22 protein-coding genes and 2 pseudogenes are annotated in these 19,516 nt (G+C 60.4%); 17 read left to right on the forward strand and 7 right to left on the reverse strand.

The window, feature by feature from the left end; all coding sequences use genetic code 11:
• Positions 1-7: 7 nt before the first annotated feature.
• The 12 genes from BI327_RS17445 to BI327_RS17500 all read left to right on the forward strand — a co-directional run bounded on the left by BI327_RS17445 (position 8) and on the right by BI327_RS17500 (position 8,145).
• Entirely contained in the window at positions 8-304 is a 297-nt protein-coding gene (locus BI327_RS17445) for a hypothetical protein (RefSeq protein ID WP_076861933.1), read from the forward strand.
• Complete coding sequence (nifS, locus tag BI327_RS17450) at positions 305-1,498, forward strand: cysteine desulfurase NifS (protein WP_076861935.1); 1,194 nt, start codon at positions 305-307, stop codon at positions 1,496-1,498.
• Entirely contained in the window at positions 1,495-1,719 is a 225-nt protein-coding gene (nifT, locus tag BI327_RS17455; RefSeq protein WP_076861937.1) for a putative nitrogen fixation protein NifT, read from the forward strand. Before nifS ends, nifT begins: the two co-directional genes overlap by 4 nt.
• Complete coding sequence (locus BI327_RS17460; protein ID WP_076861939.1) at positions 1,716-2,579, forward strand: SIR2 family NAD-dependent protein deacylase; 864 nt, start codon at positions 1,716-1,718, stop codon at positions 2,577-2,579. The genes nifT and BI327_RS17460 overlap by 4 nt, the downstream gene beginning before the upstream one ends.
• Positions 2,580-2,921: 342 nt before the next feature.
• Positions 2,922-4,469, forward strand: coding sequence for a nitrogenase cofactor biosynthesis protein NifB (gene nifB, locus BI327_RS17465; RefSeq protein ID WP_076861941.1), 1,548 nt, complete (start codon positions 2,922-2,924; stop codon positions 4,467-4,469).
• A gap of 11 nt (positions 4,470-4,480) precedes the next feature.
• Positions 4,481-4,705, forward strand: coding sequence for a 4Fe-4S binding protein (locus BI327_RS17470; protein ID WP_076861943.1), 225 nt, complete (start codon positions 4,481-4,483; stop codon positions 4,703-4,705).
• 432 nt (positions 4,706-5,137) lie between these two features.
• Entirely contained in the window at positions 5,138-5,461 is a 324-nt protein-coding gene (locus BI327_RS17475) for a nitrogen fixation protein NifZ (RefSeq protein ID WP_076861944.1), read from the forward strand.
• Entirely contained in the window at positions 5,458-5,697 is a 240-nt protein-coding gene (locus tag BI327_RS17480) for a nitrogen fixation protein NifZ (protein ID WP_076861946.1), read from the forward strand. The genes BI327_RS17475 and BI327_RS17480 overlap by 4 nt, the downstream gene beginning before the upstream one ends.
• Before the next feature lie 15 nt (positions 5,698-5,712).
• Positions 5,713-6,069, forward strand: a complete 357-nt coding sequence (locus tag BI327_RS17485; RefSeq protein WP_076861948.1) for a DUF3024 domain-containing protein — start codon at positions 5,713-5,715, stop codon at positions 6,067-6,069.
• 34 nt (positions 6,070-6,103) lie between these two features.
• Positions 6,104-6,373, forward strand: coding sequence for a hypothetical protein (locus tag BI327_RS17490; protein WP_076861950.1), 270 nt, complete (start codon positions 6,104-6,106; stop codon positions 6,371-6,373).
• 44 nt (positions 6,374-6,417) lie between these two features.
• Complete coding sequence (locus BI327_RS17495) at positions 6,418-7,572, forward strand: DegT/DnrJ/EryC1/StrS family aminotransferase (RefSeq protein ID WP_076861952.1); 1,155 nt, start codon at positions 6,418-6,420, stop codon at positions 7,570-7,572.
• A gap of 351 nt (positions 7,573-7,923) precedes the next feature.
• On the forward strand, positions 7,924-8,145 hold the full coding sequence (locus tag BI327_RS17500; protein ID WP_076861954.1) for a hypothetical protein: 222 nt from the start codon (positions 7,924-7,926) through the stop codon (positions 8,143-8,145).
• Positions 8,146-8,182: 37 nt separating this feature from the next.
• Here BI327_RS17500 and BI327_RS41715 read toward each other — a convergent pair.
• Positions 8,183-8,323: pseudogene (locus tag BI327_RS41715) on the reverse strand (glycine betaine ABC transporter substrate-binding protein); the annotation flags it as partial.
• A 304-nt stretch (positions 8,324-8,627) separates the two neighbouring features.
• Positions 8,628-9,392, reverse strand: coding sequence for a hypothetical protein (locus BI327_RS43200; protein WP_245334844.1), 765 nt, complete (start codon positions 9,390-9,392; stop codon positions 8,628-8,630).
• 193 nt (positions 9,393-9,585) lie between these two features.
• Between BI327_RS43200 and BI327_RS17510 the strand changes: the two genes are divergently transcribed.
• Positions 9,586-9,864 carry a type II toxin-antitoxin system ParD family antitoxin gene (locus BI327_RS17510; protein ID WP_076861956.1) on the forward strand — a complete coding sequence of 93 codons (279 nt, stop codon included), beginning with the start codon at positions 9,586-9,588 and terminating at the stop codon, positions 9,862-9,864.
• Positions 9,865-9,930: 66 nt separating this feature from the next.
• Complete coding sequence (locus BI327_RS41720; protein WP_245334863.1) at positions 9,931-10,149, forward strand: type II toxin-antitoxin system RelE/ParE family toxin; 219 nt, start codon at positions 9,931-9,933, stop codon at positions 10,147-10,149.
• 412 nt (positions 10,150-10,561) lie between these two features.
• On the opposite strand, the gene BI327_RS17525 is transcribed toward BI327_RS41720, so the two are convergent.
• On the reverse strand, positions 10,562-12,322 hold the full coding sequence (locus BI327_RS17525; protein ID WP_083742111.1) for an MFS transporter: 1,761 nt from the start codon (positions 12,320-12,322) through the stop codon (positions 10,562-10,564).
• Between the two features lie 628 nt (positions 12,323-12,950).
• Positions 12,951-13,460, reverse strand: coding sequence for an avidin/streptavidin family protein (locus BI327_RS17530; protein WP_066504133.1), 510 nt, complete (start codon positions 13,458-13,460; stop codon positions 12,951-12,953).
• A 633-nt stretch (positions 13,461-14,093) separates the two neighbouring features.
• Here BI327_RS17530 and BI327_RS17535 point away from each other — a divergent pair.
• Positions 14,094-14,591, forward strand: coding sequence for a superinfection exclusion B family protein (locus BI327_RS17535; protein WP_076861962.1), 498 nt, complete (start codon positions 14,094-14,096; stop codon positions 14,589-14,591).
• Positions 14,592-14,754: 163 nt separating this feature from the next.
• Here the strand turns inward: BI327_RS17535 and BI327_RS41725 are convergent, their stop codons facing one another.
• On the reverse strand, positions 14,755-14,955 hold the full coding sequence (locus BI327_RS41725; protein WP_143271624.1) for a hypothetical protein: 201 nt from the start codon (positions 14,953-14,955) through the stop codon (positions 14,755-14,757).
• 66 nt (positions 14,956-15,021) lie between these two features.
• Here BI327_RS41725 and BI327_RS17540 point away from each other — a divergent pair, with 66 nt between their 5' ends.
• Both BI327_RS17540 and BI327_RS43205 read left to right on the forward strand, forming a co-directional pair.
• Positions 15,022-16,200, forward strand: a complete 1,179-nt coding sequence (locus tag BI327_RS17540) for a restriction endonuclease (protein WP_076861963.1) — start codon at positions 15,022-15,024, stop codon at positions 16,198-16,200.
• Between the two features lie 370 nt (positions 16,201-16,570).
• Positions 16,571-16,684: pseudogene (locus BI327_RS43205) on the forward strand (4-hydroxybenzoyl-CoA thioesterase); the annotation flags it as partial.
• A gap of 210 nt (positions 16,685-16,894) precedes the next feature.
• Here BI327_RS43205 and BI327_RS17550 read toward each other — a convergent pair.
• Together BI327_RS17550 and BI327_RS17555 are read right to left on the reverse strand one after the other, a co-directional pair.
• A complete protein-coding gene (locus BI327_RS17550; protein WP_076861965.1) occupies positions 16,895-18,454 on the reverse strand; it encodes an ABC transporter permease/substrate-binding protein in 1,560 nt (519 codons plus the stop codon).
• Positions 18,451-19,251: an ATP-binding cassette domain-containing protein gene (locus tag BI327_RS17555; RefSeq protein WP_076861967.1), complete on the reverse strand. Its 801-nt coding sequence runs from the start codon at positions 19,249-19,251 to the stop codon at positions 18,451-18,453. The genes BI327_RS17550 and BI327_RS17555 overlap by 4 nt, the downstream gene beginning before the upstream one ends.
• Positions 19,252-19,516: the final 265 nt, after the last annotated feature.

Below are 19,516 nucleotides of genomic sequence, written 5' to 3' on the forward strand. Positions count from 1 at the left end.
CCAAGACATGCTTGTCCCCGAGCCACTGAAACACCCGCTGCCTACCGAGACGGATCGGGAGCAATTCATTCGCGCCGTGATCGAGGAGATCCGGCCCAGTCCGCAACGCCATGGCAGCGACGACCGTCTGGTCGAGATTGGCCGCAGCAGGAGCATGGTCAAGCCGACCGGCACCTCCATGCTCTGCAAGTTTTTACTCGCGACGCTCGAACGCATTCAGGCGCGGCTAATCGAAGGGTTCTGCAAATGCGCCGATCTGACCCCGGCCGCTGCCGCGGCCAAGTCGGGATTGAGCGAGGCCTGAATGCCGATTTATCTCGACAACAATGCCACCACGCGAGCGGATCCCGCCGTCGTGCAAGTCATGTTGCCGTTTCTGACCGAGCAATTCGGCAACGCCTCCTCTGCTCACGCCTTTGGCAGCGAGGTCGCGAGCGCCGTGAAGCAGGCGCGTCGCTGCTTGCAGGGATTGCTAGGCAGTGCCTACGATCACGAGATCATGTTCACCTCCGGGGGGACCGAGGCAAACAACACCGCCATCCTCTCTGCGCTTGCAACCCAGGCCGGACGAGACGAGATCGTCACCACCTCCGTCGAGCATTCCGCCGTCCTTGCACTGGTCGAGCACTTGGCGACAAAGGGCGTCAAGACCCACATGATCGGCGTGGACTCGCGCGGCCGGCTCGATATCGAGGCGTTTCGAAGGGCACTTGGACCTCGCACGGCGATCGCGTCGGTCATGTGGGCCAACAACGAGACCGGCACGATTTTCCCGGTCGAGTTTCTGGCCGGGTTGACGCGCGCGGCGGGCGGCCTGTTTCACACTGATGCGGTGCAGGCCACCGGCAAGGTGCCCATCGACCTGAGTGACAGCGCTATCGACATGCTGTCGCTGTCCGCCCACAAACTGCACGGCCCGAAAGGGGTCGGCGCGCTCTATTTGCGCAAAGACACAAAATTCAGACCGCTGATCTGGGGCGGATCGCAGGAGCGAGGGCGCCGCGCGGGAACCGAGAATGTTCCCGGCATCGTCGGTCTTGGCAAAGCTGCAGAGCTTGCGGCGGAGCGGCTTGAGCCGGAGCGCGCTCGCATTGGTGGCTTGCGCGATCGCCTGGAGCAGGCCATCTTGCATAACGGCGGTTGCTCGGTGCTCGGCGATCTCACCAACCGGCTACCGAACACGACCAACATCGCCTTCGAGCATCTCGAGGGCGAAGCCATTGTGCATCATCTCAATCGTGCCGGCATTGCAGCATCAGTCGCATCGGCCTGCAACTCCGGCTCATTGGACCCGTCGCATGTTCTGCGCGCCATGGACGTGCCGGCCAGCAGCTTGCACGGCGCGGTGCGCTTTTCCCTGTCGCGTGAAACCACGGCTGAAGAGGTCGCCGAGGTCGTGCGCGTACTGTCCGGCGTCGTGGCTCGGCTGCGCGCCATGTCGCATGAGCATTCCAGCCCACCCAGCGATGCGTTGCAGTCCAGGGAGTTGACGTCATGAAAATCATGATCCGCCGATCTCCGGACGCGGGCTTGTCGATCTACGTGCCGAAGAAAGATCTCGAAGAGCCGATCGTCGAGTCCGAGTATGAGACGCTTTGGGGCGGTTGGATCAGGATCGCCAATGGCTGGATCCTCGACCTGCCCGAGATGGCAAGCGACACGCCTTTGCCGATTACAATCAACGCCAGGAGGCGTGGCGAGGGCGGCGACGAGCAATGAAGGTGCCCCCGCGCATCGATTTTGCCAGCGCAGCCGATACGGAGGCGATTGTCACTGAACTCGCGGGCAGGCTGAGTGCGGGCAGCGTTGTTCCTTATCTTGGACCTGGCCTTGCTGAATTGTCAGAGCCGGATGTGCCGACGACGCCTGAGGCCTTGGCCGCCTTCTTTGCCACCAAGGTTGCACTGCCGCGCCGGGCCAAGGGCAATGTGTGGGCCTCCGCACAATATATCGAGAGTAACAAACATCGTCTCACCCTGACGAGGTTAATGGCTCAGGCCTTTGCGGTACCGGTCGAACCGACGGCGCTGCATCATCATCTTGCGTCTCTTTCGCCGCCGATAATCGTCGACGCTTGGTACGACGGCGCCATGCGTGCGGCGCTCGGCGAGCGCGATGGATGGGGCGAGGTCCAGGGTGTGAGCCGCGCCGGCCTCTATACGGATCACTTTTACCGCTTCTATGATTCGGCAGGCCAAGAGGTCGACGGTGCCGCGGCCGGCAATTGGGCGACGGTGCTGTACAAGCCGCATGGCAGCGTAGAGCCGGCCAAAAATTTCCTGATCTCCGACGCCGATTATGTCGAGGTGCTGACGGAGATCGACATCCAAACGCCGATTCCCGACATCATCAAGGAAAGGCGGACCGGGCGGAGCTTTCTGTTCATCGGCTGTCGCTTTAATGACCAGCTGTTGCGCACTTACGCCCGGCAGATCACCAAGCGCTCGTCCGACGTCCATTACGTGATTGTCGATCCGCAAGCGCTCTCGCGCAACGAACTCTGCTTTCTCGTCGAGCAAGGCTTGATGCCGCTCGCAATTGAGCTCCCGCGCGCGGTGGAACTGTTGCTCGCCAGCTAGTGGCGCTGCCAAATTCAGGCCGACAGCGCCGGCTCGTGTGCAGAGATGGTCGACAAATGCGGCCGAGGTTGAGAGCGGATCCTGCGTCGCCCCCAGGCCGCGAAGAACACGTGCGCCTCACCGGCATCTCGCGCTGCCAGCAAACAGCGATGTGTCGGATTTCCTACATGAGGCACCATCATTGCGGTGCCTGCAACAACGCCGAGCGTGTCCGCTAAGCCATTGACAAAGGCCAGAAACAGCATCGCCAGCCGTGATGGCATGCAGGTTGCAAACTCCTCTCCTTGTGTTCGCTCAGGCCTCGTCCTGAGAAGCCTATTCGCCGTCCAGGGAGAACTGAATATGAACGCGGTCGCGGGGCGCGGAAGACGTGCCGGAGTTGCGGAGTATATCGGCGAGATCGCCGAGCATAAGGGTTGCCGCACCTCGCCCGGCGGCGCCAAGACCAACTGCGGATCACAGGCCGGCCAAGCTGATCTACCGAAGACAATCTGGGAAAAGGTGAAGAACCATCCCTGCTACAGCGAAGAAGCGCATCATCACTACGCCCGCATGCATGTCGCGGTAGCACCGGCCTGCAACGTCCAGTGCAATTACTGCAACCGCAAATACGACTGTGCCAATGAATCGCGTCCGGGCGTGGTGAGCGAGAAGCTCACCCCTGAACAGGCGGTGAGGAAAGTGCTTGCGGTCGCGACCAGCATTCCGCAGCTGACCGTGGTCGGAATCGCCGGCCCCGGCGATCCCTTGGCCAATCCGGAAAAGACCTTCAAGACGTTCGAATTGGTCGCCAGGGCGGCGCCCGACATCAAGCTCTGCCTATCGACCAACGGACTGGCACTCCCAGACCACGTCGACAGCATCGCTCGTGCCAAAATCGACCACGTCACCATCACCATCAACACGGTCGACCCCGAAATCGGCGCCAAGATCTACCCGTGGATCTTCTTCAACCACAAGCGCTACACCGGCATCGAAGCCGCCAGGATCCTCATTGATCGCCAGCTGCAAGGTCTTCAGATGCTCACAGAGCGAGGCATCCTGTGCAAGGTCAATTCGGTGATGATTCCTGAAATCAACGACCAGCACCTAGTCGAGATCAACAGCACGGTGAAGGCACGGGGTGCCTTCCTGCACAACATCATGCCGCTGATCTCCGCACCCGAGCATGGCACCGTATTCGGCCTCAACGGTCAGCGGGGCCCGACGGCGCAAGAACTGAAGGCGCTGCAAGATGGTTGCGAAGGTGAGACGAAGGTGATGCGACATTGCCGCCAGTGTCGTGCCGACGCGGTCGGCCTGCTCGGAGAGGATCGCAGCGCGGAGTTCACCACCGAGAGGATCATGGCCATGGACGTCAATTACGACGCTGAAATGCGCCGGGCCTATCAAGCCAAGGTCGAGGATGAGCGCGCGGCCAAGGTCGCGGCCAGGCGGGAGGAGCTCGCGGAACTCGCTGGCCAGAAGAGCGAGATCACGCTTCTGGTTGCGGTGGCGACCAAGGGCTCGGGCCTGATCAATGAGCACTTTGGCCACGCCAAGGAATTCCAAGTGTACGAACTCTCGACATCCGGCGCCAAATTCGTCGGCCATCGCAGAGCCGATGTCTACTGCCAGGGCGGATATGGGGAGGAGGACAGGCTTTCGACCATCATCGGCGCCATCAAGGATTGCCATGCTGCGTTCGTAGCCAAGATCGGCGACTGTCCGAAACGCAATCTGATCGAGGCCGGCATCGACCCAGTCGATCAATACGCGCATGAGTTCATCGAGAAGTCGGCGATCGCCTGGTTCCGCTGCTATCTCGACAAGCTGAAAAGCGGTGAGATCTTGCACGTCAAACGCGATGACCCGGCAATCCGCCAGAAAGCACTGACCTCGGCGGCATGAGGAGATAGCGAATGCCGTTCAAGATCATCGCTTCGCAATGTACGGGCTGCTCAGCCTGCGAGCCCTTATGCCCAAATGTCGCAATCTCCGAGAAGGGCGGAACGTTTACGATCGATCCGAAGAAATGTACCGAATGCGTCGGCTATTTTGATGAGCCGCAATGCGTTGCGGTTTGTCCGGTCGACGACACCTGCGTCGTCGACACCTCATGGCCGCGCCGCCAGGCGCAGGCCTAAATCGGAGAGGCCCATGACAGTCACGATTCGATCGGGCGCTGAAAAGCTTACGAATTTGCTGCTGCGCCTTGCTGGCACCCAGATTCCGAATTTCGTTCGCCGTCATAGAAGGCGGCGCTGGCTTGCAATTGTTCGCCGATACCGCTGTCGTGCGAGCATAAGCGGCCCAGCGAGCAAGTTGCCGAGCGCAATGGTCGAGGGTTGCTTCTCAATGCCGGACGTAGCTTGCTGCGCGGCAGTGTCTCCATGGATCTGGCCGACGCTGCTCCCGGTCATCGACCCGTCTTTCGTCGATCCATCCGCTCCGTCCGGCAATCGCACAGGCCGCGCATTAGAAGAGGAAAACTGCCGATGAAGCTGGCGCAGCGGGCAATTCGCTTGGCTTGCCCTGGCGCGGTAGCTCGTACTTAGAAGGCCGCAAGGGATGGGTGCATGAGCAACATCGTCCGCGACAGTGACGTGGTCGAGCTAAGCGGGCCTCCTTGCTTCAGCTTTGGCGAGAAGGTGCAGGCCAACCGCTCGATCCGCAATGACGGTACCTATCCCGGCAGAAAGATCGGCGAGGTTCTGGTCAAAAAGGGCGAGGTTGGTCACGTCGTCTCGATCGGCACGTTCCTGCAGCAATTCTATATCTACGGCGTCGCATTTCTTGAAAGCGGCTACCGCGTCGGCATGAAGCGCAAGGAACTCGATGCGGTTGGCGCAGGCGAAGAGGTCGATGATCCGCCGTTGCCGGAAGAAGAGGGTGTATCATGATCGGGCTGGACCTTCCGAAATATCGATCGGGCCAGCGCGTCAAAAGCGCGATCGACCTCTTCAACGACGACTCGGCTCCTAATGTGCCGCCCGATGGGGTCTTGATCGGTGCCGGACAGATCGGCGAGATCATCCGAGTCGCCATGCACACGGAAGAGAACGTGCCGATCTATCTCGTGGAGTTTGGCGAGCGGCTGGTCATCGGCTGTCTTGAGAACGAAATCAAAGCGCTTTGAAGGGAGGCCTTGGCGATGAATGCCGCTGTGATGAGAAAGGTAGTCGGGTTGATCCCTCACCCGAACGAGGTCGATCGCAAGCGGATCGAGCGCGCCTTGAGCTCGCGCAAGCGCTATCGCTTTGTCTCGCCGAATGTGACGCCGGTAAGAGGGGGCTATCTCATTGAAAGTCCCTGCTGCTCGGGCAATATCGATAGGAACGGCGGCCTGATTGATGTCGCGCTGATCCTTTATGATGTCGCGAGCGGCGCCTGGAAGACGTTCTTCAAAAATCACGCGCAAGGAATCTGGGAGTTTTACAGCATTTACCACCGGCTGGCCTTAGCACTCGACGAATTGAACGCGGATCCCGAGCGGCTGTTCTGGCAATAATGCCCGTTTTTGGACCAGTCATACAGGAGCCTTAATGGCGCTCGGCCCCGACGAACTGATCGAAATTCAACAGCTGCTCGCGGCAGCTGACGCCGATACAGGTTCGGTTGTCGAACTGCGGCGCCGCTTTCCGCAGCTCGCCTGCGTACGCTGCGATGCGTCTGACGTGACGGAGCAGCCGTTCCGGCGCTTTCGGAACTTCGACCTGCATCTGGTCGATGGATCCGACCACTGCATGCAGATTACGGCCGACCCGGCGCGGGCGATCGGCATCGTGCTGGCGAAAAGGAATATTGGGCGGTGACGCGCGTTGGACTAGCAGAGGATCACGACTTCGCCACGGGCGCGGTGGAGGCGGATGAAGCCTTCATTTCGCTCTCCGATCCCGATATCACCTCCGCGGAACTCGCTGCCGTGGAAGCGCTGCTGTGTTCGCCGCGAATTTCCAACGGGCCGGTCACCGAAGCGTTCGAGCAGGCTTTCGCAGCCTATCTTGGCCGCAAATATGCCGTTGCCGTCCCGAGCGGCACGTTAGGGCTTCTGCTTGCCTTGAAGGCTCTGGGCATCGGGCCGGGGCAGGAGGTGATCGCTTCGCCCTATTCGATGCGTGAGACGGTCCATGCCATCCGTCTTGCGGGTGCACGGGCGGTATTTGCCGACATCGACTATTGGTCGGGCGCCCTGGCTCCGGCGAAGGTGGAAGAGCGTATCACCCCCAGCACGGGAGCGATTCTTGCCGGCAATCCCAAAGGCCACCCGGCGCCATGGTCGGAACTACGCGCGATCGCACAGCGCCATCAGCTACAGCTCTTGGAGGATTCAACCGAGGCGATCGGATCGAGATACAAGGGCGAACTCGTCGGCCGCTTTGGCGATATCGCGGTCTTCGACTTTGCCCAGCCGTTGGCCTTAAGCTGTGGCGAAGGCGCAATGGTGGTGAGCGACGATATCGAGGTGGCCCTTGCCTTGCGTCGGCATCGCACGCACCGGCTGGATGAGCGCTCCTCCGTTGTCGTCGGCAGCGTGGCACCTTACCAGGCCGGCATGAGCGATCTCACAGCGGCGTTGGGACTTGCTCAGCTAAAGCGCCTCGATGACATCCTGGAGCGACGCCGGTTGGTCGAACAGCTCTACAATGCGCATATGCAATCATTTGAGGGCATCAAGCCGCCCTATATCGGCCCCGATGTGACCGAGGTGAACTGGTTCCTCTATGTCGTCAATCTCGGGACCCGCTTCACGCGATCCAGCCGCGACGCCATTATCGATGATCTGTGCGTCGAGCAGATCGAAGCCGCTGCTTATTGCCATCCTTTGCATTTGCAGCGCCAGTATCTTGATCTCGGCCATCGGCGTGGCGACTACCTGGTCACGGAGAAGATCGCCGATCGCGCCGTGGCGCTGCCGTTTCATGCCCATCTCACGAACGACCAGATCGAGTTTATCGTGGAGACGATAAAGGATGCATCGATCAACGTCGGCGCAGGCGCAGCGATCTATTGAACCACTCAGCGTCCGCTACACGCAAAGCGAAGATTGAATGGCGATAGTGACGGCTTGTTGCGCAAGACGATCGACGTACCAAGCAGCACATGATAGCGGCGGTGCTGTGCGGCGAGGGGAGCACTATTCGGTACCAATGCAGACAGACTGGATGCAGCTGCTGCTAGCTATTCGTCCCGGCAGGCGGCAAAGGACGCTCCTAAGTGGCGCGCGACGAGAATCAGAAGCTTGATAGCAGCGTAGGCGGGCGCTCCGCGTCGCGCCTTGACGTCCAAACACTGCTCGAAGCCAAGCCGTCACGATCAAGCTCTTCAGGGCGGAGGTCTGTGAACGTGCCGAAAAGGAAACTGAATGAATTCGCAGCAGGTCATCATTCACGTCCGCTTCGCGCCGAACGGGACTGTGGTCCAGATCAGCGGGCGTCCGGCGAAACTCACGCCACACCAATGGTTTGATGTCCTCAATGCGCGTGCCGGCCATGCGTATCGCCCATTGGCGGGAGGCCGTGGCGTATTTCGGCTGACCCGGGCTGCGGTCGATGCCTTCAGGCAGGAAGCTGCGACGGCGAGATGAGTGAAGGGATCATCGGCAATATGGGGATTCATGAGAATCCGTGGAACGGCTTCAGCGCCTCCTGCAACGCCGCATCATGCGCGCACCGCGGTGCCAGCAACAGGACCGCATCATAGGGCGGGATCGCATGCTTGGGATCAGCCAGCGTCTCGAGGTCGTATTCCTTGATCCGCCCCTCCAATAAGCGCCGCGCTGCTCTCCAGCTTCTCGGTGTGCTCGGCATGCTTGGCTTTGTCGTGGAAGCCAAGAAATAGAATCATCATGGGCGCGTAGTCGGCTTTCGCCTTGTCGATTTCGCCTGCCACATAACCCGCGACAAACGACTTGTTCGTGGTGCACTGTGCAAACAGTTCATTTCCATTTTAGAGGCCGTCGGCCTTCGCGAAGCCACTGATGAAGGTTAACAGCACATTGGCGATAGCTAGCTTCATTTCCAATCCCCGAATATCGAACCATGAGCTGCTGATGCACGATGACGCTGCCTATCGCGCCGCAATGAACCTGCGCAGCAAAGCCTTGTCCTCGTCCAATAGGAAGATGCTGCTTGATGGATAGTCCAGCTGAACTTCCTGGCTCGCGCGCCCTTCCGGGATGACGTTCAGAAGGAATTGGAAAGCTGGATTGAAACGGCGCTTTTCCCAGCCGCTGGCCGTATGGAGCGCGGATGTTCGTTCCCGCTCTTCGTCTTCCAGAAGCAGGTTGGCCAAGGTCCGGGCATCCCGCTCCGTCGTGGATCCCCAACCCATGGCTTGGTGATCGACTTGTTCGTAGAATTTTTGGTCTAACCGTAGCCACCAGTGCCCACCGAACGCCCGCTGAATGCTAGTCAAACCCAGGGCATTGAGATCGAAAGCGGCTTTCTCGATGTCTTTTGGATCGACTTGCGGCAGCAGCTTGCACAGATCGTCAATGGTAAGCCCACGCCCTGCCATGCCATCGCCAGGCGTGCGTGCGAGAGCCACGGCCAAATCCAAGCTAGGACCGACCAGCGTTGTAGTTGGCAGCAGCATCTGCGCATGCCGGTCGAGCCGTTCGGAATGCTCGTTAGTGCGTTCTGAGATTGTAACTTCCCAATCAGTGCGGGCTTTCTGAGCTTGGCTAGGGATCAATTCGCCAGCCAGTTTGACCACCACGCCGCCAAGCGGGATTTCGCCGGCCACGGCTTCAATGAAACTTCGTACCTTGTCGTCCGGATGGTTTTTCTCCGGTGGCTTGATCGGCTTGCGATCCTCTTGGTCGTTGTTCATGGCTCACCCACATGAAGTTGTGGGCGCTAGCAAAAGCGCCTCGGATGGGCCGGGCCAAGAGATTTCGTCACTTACCAACCGTTGCGCCCGTCCTTCTATAACTTCACGTGGCTGGAGAACCCGAGACGCGGTATTCAAGAACCCCTTGCGACTTATAGCATAAAGTAATATATTATGAGGCAAGGAGGTGCGTATGGCCACGAGTTATACTGTCGGCAAGCACTACGAGAGCTTCATCAAGGATCTCGTCGACAGCGGTCGCTATGCAACCGCTAGCGAAGTGATGCGGGAGGGACTGCGCCTTGTTGAAGAACGCGAGGAGCGTCGCAAGGTGAAGCTTGAAGCATTGCGTGCCGCCATACAGGAAGGCCTTGAAAGCGGTCCGGCCGAACCGTTTGAGCCAGGCGAACTGGTCGAACAAATTAAGGCCCGAGGACGTAAACGGCTGAAAGCCGGGAAGCATGGCGGGTAATCTCACCAGGCGGCCCCAGGCGAGACCGACCTGGACGAGATTTGGCTCTTCATCGCGTCAGACAATATCGCCGCTGCAGACCGCGTGGTCGATCGTATCGGCAACATCTTTCAGATGCTTGCTGAGAATCCACTGGCGGGCCGGCAGCGGCCCGAATTGGGTATGAGCATTCGGAGCTTTCCGGTCGGCAACTACGTACTCTTCTACGAAGCATTTCCCAACGGCGTTGAGATCGTGCGGGTGCTGCACGGCGCTCGCGATATCACGCCGGAGGATCTCGACTGAGTACTTTGCTTTGTCAGCCGTCGCACAATCGCAATTACGATTTTACGATTATGAGGCGCTGGCTGATGTTGTACAGCGGCTTAGCCGCGAGTATGGAGATCGATGGCCCGCCCCAATTTCAAGGGGGCGACCCACTCTGTTCCGTCGGGCTGAACGTCCAGTAGTACGTTTAGCACCTTATCGCTCCTCCAAAGTTTTCGGCGAGCTGGGCAAATGGCGTGCCGAACGGCTTTAGCGCCAGCCGCTCCGATCTCGAGCGGGATGCAGCTCTTGCTGAGCACCTCGAATCTGTGGCGGATGAAGTTCGGCACGAACATGCGTTCCGCGGGCCCCTTCGACCAGGATGGCGGCATTACGGACTGTCGCAGGACGCGCCGATCGGCGCCGAACCCGCTGGCAACCCGGGCTTGTGTTATTGCGGGCCGCTTGCAGCTTTCCGGTGCCTCTCGGCACACTGGGACACCTCGTCAGCCGATACGGTCAAGTGCGTACGGCCCTTGCCGCTTGGGATCTCCGGCGGCGTTTCAGCGGCTGTGTAGTCCGGCGTGTCGTCTTTCCAGCGTACTGAGCCGAACGGCCTCTCCAGCATGCGGCGGACGCGCACCGGCGTGGAGCCGATGTGGAAGTTAATCGCTCGCTGCTCCTGCGCACGCTCCGACTGGGTCGAGCGGTTGCGCCAGCGCAAGTAGTCGAACCAGGTTGGACAGTGGTAGCGCTCGGTCCACAATTCGGGATTGGCAATGTCGCGCGCGATCGACCAGCCATAGGCGCCGTTGCGCTGGCGGGATAATTGCACGTCCTGCATGACACCATGAAACGCCCGCGCATTGTCCTGTGCAACCCGGTATTCGATCTCGACGACGAGTGGCCCGCTCCGTCCGGTCAAGTCGAGCCGTACCTCTGGATCGGCGAGCAGTTCGGCCTCCTCACCCCGCGTGACGACGCGGGGCATCGGCAGCCAAAGACCGATCAGTGGTGAGGCGAGCATCAGGGCGGCCGACACCAGCAGCGCCGCTTCAACTCCGGCCGCGTCGGTCAGATGGCCCCAACCCCAGCTGCCGACGGCAATCCCGCCGGAACTCGCCGCCTGATAGGCTGCAAGCGAGCGTCCGGCCACCCAGCGCGGCGCCGACAACTGCACGCCAATGTTGAACACCGCCCACGCCATCATCCACACGGCCCCCGCCAGGACCAGTGCTGCCGCGGTCAATGTCGGTTCGCGGCTGAGCGCAACCGCGGCGATCGCAGCGCCCATGGACAGTGCGCAGGCGCGGATCGCGGCCTCGCCGCTCATCCGCTTGCGCACTTCGGTGATGCTCAGCGCGCCTATTACCGCACCCAGGCCAAAGGCGCCGAGCATGATACCGTAGGTCTGGGCGTCGCCATGCAAAAGGTCGCGCGCGACGAGCGGCATCAGCGCAGTGATCGCGCCGCCGACGATGCCGGTCACGAGAGTGCGGGCCAGCACGATCTTGATCGATGGTGAATTGCTGATGTAGCGCACGCCAGACACCATGGCGCGGCTCAGTCCCTCACGCGGGAGCCGCGAAGGCGCGCTGATGCGTTCCCACAGGAATAAGGCGGCCATCAACGGCAGATAGAGGAGCGAGTTGAGTGCAAATGCAACCACTGCGCCCGCCGTCGCCACCACCACTCCGCCGATTGCCGGACCCACGCTGCGCGCGATATTGTAGCTGATGCCGTTCAATGCGATGGCCGCAGGCAGCTGCGCTTCCGACTGTACTTGTTCGCTGACCGACGATTGCCAAGACGGTCCCATCAGCGCCATGCCGCTGCCAACGACGAAGCAGAGCACAAGCAAGAGGTTCGGTGTGACCAGGCCCAACCAGGCGACGACCGTCAGGGCGGTTGCGCCGGCGAACGCGATGCCAAGCGCAACCAACGCCACGATACGTCGGTCGTACATATCAGCGATTGCGCCGGCTGGCATCGAAATCAACATCACCGGCAACAGCAGCGCGGTCTGCACCAACGCGACCTTGTCGGCCGAGGACGTCATCTGCGTCATCGCCCAGGCCGCACCGACACCTTGAATCAAGATGCCGAGGTTGGAGAGGAGGCTCGCAAGCCAAATGCGACGGAAGGTCGCGTGTCGTAGCGGCGCCGTGATGCCGTCGGCGTTACGCGTCTGGACTTTGGCTGGATCCATCATATCGGTCGATATGATTTAACACGATTCGATTCTGGTGCGAATCACAAGGATGTTCCCGGCGCGATATCGCGTTCAAACACGCGATCGGTCGTGAAATGCGATGACTCTATCGTTTTTTTGATGCGGGCGATGATCCTACTTGCGTCGCCGTCATGCGGCTCATAACAACCTGACGTCGCGGAGTGAGTGGCCAAGAAACGCTCACCATTCCGAACCGATACTTGGTAAGTGATATGAGCTGCCATGCCCGTGGTGATCGGCTGCGCGCGCGTAGCGGCGTCCAACAATGGTGTATGGCCTCGACGGCGCGGGGCCGTCGGGTGAAAGTTGCGGGTCTCGCGTCCGCGTTGTGGGGCCCCTATTGCGAGATGTCCGCGGCGGCCTTCGAGGCCTTATTGGCGGCGCCGTCGATGGCGGCAATACTATAACGCCAGTATCAAGGGTTCTGGCTCAGATGGTCCTTTTGATTGTCGCCCGCATCGGGTACCCAAATATCAGGTCCTCGTCGGGTGGGTCGATCCTGCGCCTCTCTCCTGGACGACGGCCGGCGCAAGCCCGTCGGTCGTCATCGGTAATCGATGACAGCGTGACGACGTTGTTCGAAGCGTCGTCACGCAGGTTAGCTATGTCATTTGCGATTCTTCGTGTTCGAGAGCTTCTCGCTTGCCCCGCCCGTGACCGCCTCGCCACCAGCTGACGACAATTTTGACTTGTCGCCGCTAGCGAAAGTGAAGGTGTCGGCCCCGGCGCTGATGCCATTCCACACCACCGGCTCGGCGAGCGAAAGCAGCCAAAGGCCCTGAAAGCCCGACGCAGCATTGAGTTGTCCGGTCCACACGGTAGTCGAGCCGCAGCCTACGAAGTTGACTGAAAAGCTGATCGCCGTGCCGTTATTGGTCTGGGCGAGCCAGCCTGTCATGGTCTGAGGCGCGCCTTCATCGCAGCTATTGCTCGCGTTGTTGGTATAGGTACCGGAAATCGCGCCTGTGCTCTGGTTGTAGCTGTCGACCGCTAGGGTCGAGCCGTATTGGTTGGTCCAGGTCCAGAGGGGTTGCGCCTTTGCCGGTCCCGCCAGTAGCACTCCCCCGAGGCAAGCCGCGCCCATCCATTTCGCCAATTTCCAGTTTGCTTGAGACATTGCCGACTCCATGTCGCTCCAGAAGCGGAGCTGGCTGCTTATAAACATGGCCGCTGGCAAGTTAAACGTGTAATATATTTTTATTGCACTAATAGGTAGAATGATGAGGCGACCGCTCTCTTAGCCTTCAGTTCGATGAGGGAGGGGGCCGCGGTAACCAGAACTCCGCGTGACCGCATCGCCGCGCTGGTGTTGCCGTGCCGTTGCAGCTGCCGTGCCACCAATTGACCGGGAACACCATCGCCTTTGTCGAGATCCTCCAGGGCTATGAAGGATTATCCATTGTGGTCCGGTAATGCCGAGCTCACTGGCCGTGTGCCAGGGGAGCTCGCAGAGATGATGCCCCAGCCAAGTCCGCGGAGGAAATTAGAGAAAATCTGTCAGAGCGGTAGATTAAAGTTGGTACGGATCGGACCATCGCGGGCGTGCGACGGTTGAGCCCTTTCCGTGGGAATGATTTAGGGATCATATCGCCGTTCGGCAGCGCATTTGCATCGAAATTCTTCCTTCGTGCTGAGGATTTTCTGTATCGCTCAAATACGAGCCAGACAGTATCCTTTTGATGGGACGCAGCAGAGCGACGACGTCAACTGCCGTACCAATTGAGTGGTCAGTTCGCTATAACGGCAAGCTATGGAATGGGTTGGCTCTGTATTCACGGCTGTCATCAATGCGGGCTGGAAGATCTATCTTGCAGCGTTGCTGGCGAGTGCCGCATTGCTTTTTCTTCCCGACGGCTTCGTTCGGCAACTCGGTCTAGAGGAATTGCGACAGACTTATCGGATGTATGCCGGTGTCGTCTTGGTCGTATCGGCCAGCTTGCTTTCGGTCGCGCTCATTTCTGCTCTGACCAAAGCTGCGATGCGGCCTTGGAAGGACCGGCAATTCCAGCGCTTGGTACGCGAAAGGCTAGAACAGTTGACCGAAGCCGAAAAAGAGTTCTTGCGTCCGTACATCGTCGAAAATGAGAACTCCATCTACGCTCCGATCAGCGACGGGATAACGGGCGGCTTGGTCGCCAAGCAGATCATTTACCGGTCTTCGCAAGTGAGCCACGGGTTTAACTTCCCGTACAATCTTCAGCCGTTAGTCCGCACGATTCTAACCCAGCATCCGGAACTGCTGGAGTGAGGACAATGACAACATGAAAAAACGAGGGGGCTGTCAGCACTCGGTAGGGCGCCCTCGATGAACTGATGCAGGCCCTTGGTCAGCCCCGGGGCAGGACTGGCGGAGAGTGTCGGGGTTGTTGCCAAATTCTACTCCAAGGCGCGGAAGGTTGCGGTTCCGAAGGTCAGAGGCTGATCGGGATGAGAATGGCGCAAGGGCTCGGTCGAGTGACTCTTGTCAGCAACAGCCCTTTGCGGCCGATGCCAGAGCCGCGATCCAGCGTGACCTCCCAGCCTCCGTTAAATCGAAGACGCTCGAAGATATTCGTAGTTGGCTTGAACGGCCCATGAAAGCCACCGGATGTTGCGACGAAGGTGAAGATCATGCTTCGGGACTTGGCCGATAGAAAAGGGGGAGCATGTCTACGCCAAATATAACAGATAATTCTATCATGGCGGCGCTCGAGCAGTTCGAGGCAACGGAAGCCAATCTCACCAAGCTAGAAAGGCTCTGGGACGAGATCGCTGCCATGATCCCAACTGAAATCGCTTTTGGCGAGAATGTCGAATACGAGGATCGCGCGCGCTCTTTCGGTCTTCTCGTCGCAAGCCTCCCGAGCATTGGGGGATGGAAGCCGGCCGCGACGCCTCCGGATCTCGACGGCCTTGCGCAGAGTCGGCTGGATGCGATGGAAATCGATGAGCTGACCGCACAGGTCTCCGTCGAACGCTGGATCGAAGAGCCCGGACGTGAGCTGCGGGAATATCGCTTTCGGTTTAACAATATGCGCAGGGCGCTCATCCGTGATGCGCTCATCGGCTTGATTGACCAGATCGATGCAGACATTCGCGCGGTTCGTGCCGGCGCAGGCCCGGACGCGGAGGCGCGGCGGCAGCTCGATCGAGAAGTATGGATAAATGTGCGTGAGCACATGAAGCAAATTGAAGTGCTGCTCGGCTCAAGTGTGAAGAAGCCGGCGCGATGGTCCGACATGATGCGGCACATCCATTTTGGATACGTCGGCGACCTCCACGATATAGAAGCCATGGATTGGCCGGACGTGAAGAGCGCCTTACGCAAGGGGCTCTACGGTGTCAACGAGGCGGTGCCGGTGCAGGTCGAAGACCTGTCGACGTTGGTCGCCGCGCGTCCGACCGGACCAATCACGACGGCGTTAGCGTGGTCCAAAATCGATGATCAGACTTTCGAACGTTTGATTTTCACGCTCATCAGCGACACGCCAGGTTACGAGAATCCAGAATGGCTGATGCAGACAAGAGCGCCGGACAGGGGCCGAGACCTATCAGTGACGCGCGTGGTCCAGGACGAGCTTTCGGGCACATTGCGCCACCGCGTCGTAATCCAGTGCAAGCATTGGACGACTCGTAGCGTGAGCCTCGCTGAAGTCTCGTCGACGAAAGAGCAAATGGCACTTTGGCCTAACCCGCGGGTTGATGTGATGATCATCGCAACCAGCGGCCGGTTTACTGCGGATGCCGTCACTTGGGTTGAGCAGCACAATGGAAATGGTGGGTTGCCCCGCGTCGAGATGTGGCCGGAGAGCCATCTCGAACGCCTTCTGGCGGCTCGGCCGGCAGTCATCGCGGAGTTTGGTCTCCGGGCACGCTGATGCGGAGATCGTCCGCCGGCCGATCGGGCGCCGTTATGTTCATATTGAAGGTAACGAGGGCTTGCAGGTCGCGCTGGAGCCGTGACGGGTTCGCTTTCTGATCATAGCCGGGGTGTGGCCCAGGGAATGTCGGTATCGATGGTTGCGAGCCACCCGCAACCACTTAAATTTGCGAAGGAAGCAAGTCCCGGCCAAGGCCAGTCCGTGATTTTGACTTGCTCACTAACATTCGAGGCGCAGTGAATCGCGTGCGAAAGCCGGCATTCTGCGGACTATATCGCCGCGATGCCCAAGACGATTGGCTCTTGCTGGGGAAGGCGCCTCTGCGCAAGGCAATTGGTCTCAGGAGCGCATTAACAGGAACCGTTCTGTGACAGCCTCTCTTGATGTTGAAATTCGCGACGGTCGCCATCATATGCAGGTCCGCGCTTATCTCGAAGATACCGACGCCGGCCAGATTGTTTATGACGCGAACTGTTTGCGCCGTAATGGCTGCGCCGCTGCCGCTGTCCGAAAGGCTCATGATCGCCTGGCCGCAGACCGTCGGTAGTATTGTGCTCTTCGTTGCCGGCTACGCGCTGTTTCAGCGGCCGAAAGGTCAGGGCATGAGTGTGCAAGCCGGTCGGGTGGGCAAAGGGCAACCACACCGTGTCGGCCGTGTGCGTGGACTATTTTGACCACTCTGGGCGTGCGCCTACTGCCCCCCGATCCTTTGCCACAGCCAGCGCGCCACCGCAGCGGGCGATGAGTTCGCATTGCTGCCACTGGCGCGCAAATTGGCTTCGCGCATCGTCGCAATGTCGATCCGCTCAGGGAGCGGCTTCAGCGCCTCCTGCAACGCCGCATCATGCGCGCGCCGCGGTGCCAGCAGCAGGACCGCATCATAGGGCGGGATCGCGTGCTTGGGATCGGCCAGCGTCTCCAGGTCGTATTCCTTGATTCGCCCCTCGCTGGTATAGCCAGCGATGACGTCGACGTCGCCGCTGGCCACGGCCGCATACATGAAATCCGGCTGCATCTGTCGTTGCGTGCGGAATGAGAGGCCGTAAGCCTTTTGCAGGGCGGCCCATTCGGGGCGCGAGAAGAACTCGTAGTCGCCCGCAATCAACAGCGTCGGCGCGTGCGCAGCCAGGTCAGTGATTGAATGAATACCGAGTGCATCGGCGCGCTGCCGTGGCATCACCAGCGCATAGGCGTTCTCGAAGCCGAGCGCGCCGAGCAGGGTGATGTCCTGTTTTGCCAGGATCTCCTTCAACTCGGCAAGCAATCTTTCGCGCGGCGGCTTATCGGTGCGGTGAAACTGGTTGACCCACAGCGTGCCGGAATAATCCACATAGACGTCGATATTGTTGGCCGCGAGCGCCTGGAAAATTACGCTCGAGCCGAGGCCTTCGCGCGTCGAGGCCTGCAATCCCGCCGCCTGCAGCCGCTGCTCGATCAGTGCGGAGAGCACATACTGTTCGGCAAACGTTTTGGCGCCGACGACGTAGGTCGACGGCGCCCGTGCCGTCGAAGGTATCAGCGTGGCAGTGACCAGTACGGCGATGCCGACACTGCCGAGCATGGTGTGGAGGCGCTTGCGCTCGCGTAATCCGCGTTCGATGAGCGTCAAGAATTGATCGACCGCGAGCGCCAGCAGCGCCGAGGCGACGCAGCCGAACAGCACGAGCACCCAGTTCTGGGTCTGTAATCCAGCGAAGATGTAATTGCCGAGGCTGGTCTGGCCGATTGGCGTTGATAATGTCGCGGTCCCGATCACCCACACCGCCGAAGTGCGGATGCCGGCCATGATCACCGGCAGCGCCAACGGCAATTCCACCGTGAACAGCGATTGCCGTGGCGTCATGCCCACCCCTTGCGCCGCCTCAAGCAACGCGGGATCGATGCCGTTCAGCCCGGTGATGGTGTTGCGCAGCACCGGCAGCATGGAATAGAGCGCCAGCGCCAGCATGGCGGGCAAAAATCCGAACGCGGAAAAGTCGAAGCCGAACCAGCGAAGCGTCAACGACGCAATGGCAAGCAGAAGCGGGTAGAACAGCGCGAGCAACGCCAGTCCCGGCACGGTTTGGACGACGCTGGCGAGGCCCAGCAGGATGCCGCGGCTCACGGCATGGTTGCGTGCGAGGATCGCGAGCGGCAGGCTGATCACGAGCCCGAGCGCCAGCGCTGCCAGGCTGACCTGAACATGGCTGCCGAGGTAGTCCGGCAGGTGCACCGCCGCGTCGCGCCAGCGGGGGTCGGACAGGAAACTCATCCCGCGCTTGCTCCCGCCAGCAGGGCGTTCAGCCGCTCGGCCTGCCGCCTGGGCGTGCTCAACAGCTCCGCCACATAGGGCTCGTTGTTGTCTGACAGCTCAGCCGGCTGGCCTTGCGCCACAACCCGTCCGGCCCGCATCACCGCGATGCGATCGGCAAGCAGCAGGGCCGCCGTCATGTCGTGAGTGACCATCACCGTGGTCAAGGCGAGCCTGCGATGCAGGGCGCGGTACTCCTCGCCGAGGTTGTCGCGGGTCAGCGGATCGAGCGCACCGAAGGGTTCGTCCATCAGCATGATACGGGGACGGGCGGCGAGCGCCCGCGCCACGCCGACACGCTGCTGCTGCCCGCCCGACAGTTCATGCGGAAGGCGATCGCGATGGAGGGAGCGATCGAGCCGCACCAGCTCGAGGAGTTCATCGACGCGCGCGGCCACCTCGGCGGCGGGCCAGCCGAGCAGTCTCGGCGTGACGGCGATGTTGTCGGCGACGCGCATATGCGGAAACAGCCCGCCGCTCTGGAACACGTAGCCCATCCGCCGGCGCAAGCGCACCGGATCGACCTCGCGCACGTCCCCGCCCTCCACCAAGATTCGGCCGCTGTCGGGGGCGAGCAGGCGGTTGGCGAGCCGCAGCAGGGTGGATTTGCCGGAGCCGGAGGCTCCGACGATCGCCAGGAATTCCCCCGCGGCAATATCGAGCGAGACATCGTCGACGGCCGTGACGCGTTCGGCGTCATGACCGTTGTCAAAGCTCTTCCTGACATGGGCGTAGGCGATCAACGGTGCGAGTGCCATGGTTGGACTGGACCAGTGCGCTAGTTTCCCGAATCCGAAGTTCGATCCATTCTGCAATGGACAGGTTAGCGAACTTCGGATTCGAAGGACACTGACAAGTCTATGCGGCCTGCCGTGACGCGCGGAAAACGGTTGGTGGTTTGAGACTTCGAAATTAGTAATGTGCGGGCATTACGGTACGAAGCGTACCGTCGTGACTTCATTAGGATAGGCTAGCCGCGGGGCCGCGCTCGTTCGTCCGTATCGTGCAAAGTCTGTTCGCGCG

Origin of the sequence: Bradyrhizobium mercantei (genome assembly GCF_001982635.1) — a bacterium.
Classification (GTDB): Bacteria; Pseudomonadota; Alphaproteobacteria; order Rhizobiales; family Xanthobacteraceae; genus Bradyrhizobium; species Bradyrhizobium mercantei.

Coding starts and splice junctions, on each gene's coding strand:
- BI327_RS17485 (WP_076861948.1), top strand. CDS start 5,713: ATGAATGCCGCTGTGATGAGAAAGGTAGTCGGGTTGATCCCTCACCCG.
- BI327_RS41725 (WP_143271624.1), bottom strand. CDS start 14,955: ATGATCTTCACCTTCGTCGCAACATCCGGTGGCTTTCATGGGCCGTTC.
- BI327_RS17535 (WP_076861962.1), top strand. CDS start 14,094: ATGGAATGGGTTGGCTCTGTATTCACGGCTGTCATCAATGCGGGCTGG.
- BI327_RS17480 (WP_076861946.1), top strand. CDS start 5,458: ATGATCGGGCTGGACCTTCCGAAATATCGATCGGGCCAGCGCGTCAAA.
- BI327_RS17550 (WP_076861965.1), bottom strand. CDS start 18,454: ATGAGTTTCCTGTCCGACCCCCGCTGGCGCGACGCGGCGGTGCACCTG.
- nifT (WP_076861937.1), top strand. CDS start 1,495: ATGAAAATCATGATCCGCCGATCTCCGGACGCGGGCTTGTCGATCTAC.
- nifB (WP_076861941.1), top strand. CDS start 2,922: ATGAACGCGGTCGCGGGGCGCGGAAGACGTGCCGGAGTTGCGGAGTAT.
- nifS (WP_076861935.1), top strand. CDS start 305: ATGCCGATTTATCTCGACAACAATGCCACCACGCGAGCGGATCCCGCC.
- BI327_RS17530 (WP_066504133.1), bottom strand. CDS start 13,460: ATGTCTCAAGCAAACTGGAAATTGGCGAAATGGATGGGCGCGGCTTGC.
- BI327_RS17510 (WP_076861956.1), top strand. CDS start 9,586: ATGGCCACGAGTTATACTGTCGGCAAGCACTACGAGAGCTTCATCAAG.
- BI327_RS17525 (WP_083742111.1), bottom strand. CDS start 12,322: ATGATGGATCCAGCCAAAGTCCAGACGCGTAACGCCGACGGCATCACG.
- BI327_RS17540 (WP_076861963.1), top strand. CDS start 15,022: ATGGCGGCGCTCGAGCAGTTCGAGGCAACGGAAGCCAATCTCACCAAG.
- BI327_RS17470 (WP_076861943.1), top strand. CDS start 4,481: ATGCCGTTCAAGATCATCGCTTCGCAATGTACGGGCTGCTCAGCCTGC.
- BI327_RS17500 (WP_076861954.1), top strand. CDS start 7,924: ATGAATTCGCAGCAGGTCATCATTCACGTCCGCTTCGCGCCGAACGGG.
- BI327_RS17490 (WP_076861950.1), top strand. CDS start 6,104: ATGGCGCTCGGCCCCGACGAACTGATCGAAATTCAACAGCTGCTCGCG.
- BI327_RS17475 (WP_076861944.1), top strand. CDS start 5,138: ATGAGCAACATCGTCCGCGACAGTGACGTGGTCGAGCTAAGCGGGCCT.
- BI327_RS17445 (WP_076861933.1), top strand. CDS start 8: ATGCTTGTCCCCGAGCCACTGAAACACCCGCTGCCTACCGAGACGGAT.
- BI327_RS17460 (WP_076861939.1), top strand. CDS start 1,716: ATGAAGGTGCCCCCGCGCATCGATTTTGCCAGCGCAGCCGATACGGAG.
- BI327_RS43200 (WP_245334844.1), bottom strand. CDS start 9,392: ATGAACAACGACCAAGAGGATCGCAAGCCGATCAAGCCACCGGAGAAA.
- BI327_RS17555 (WP_076861967.1), bottom strand. CDS start 19,251: ATGGCACTCGCACCGTTGATCGCCTACGCCCATGTCAGGAAGAGCTTT.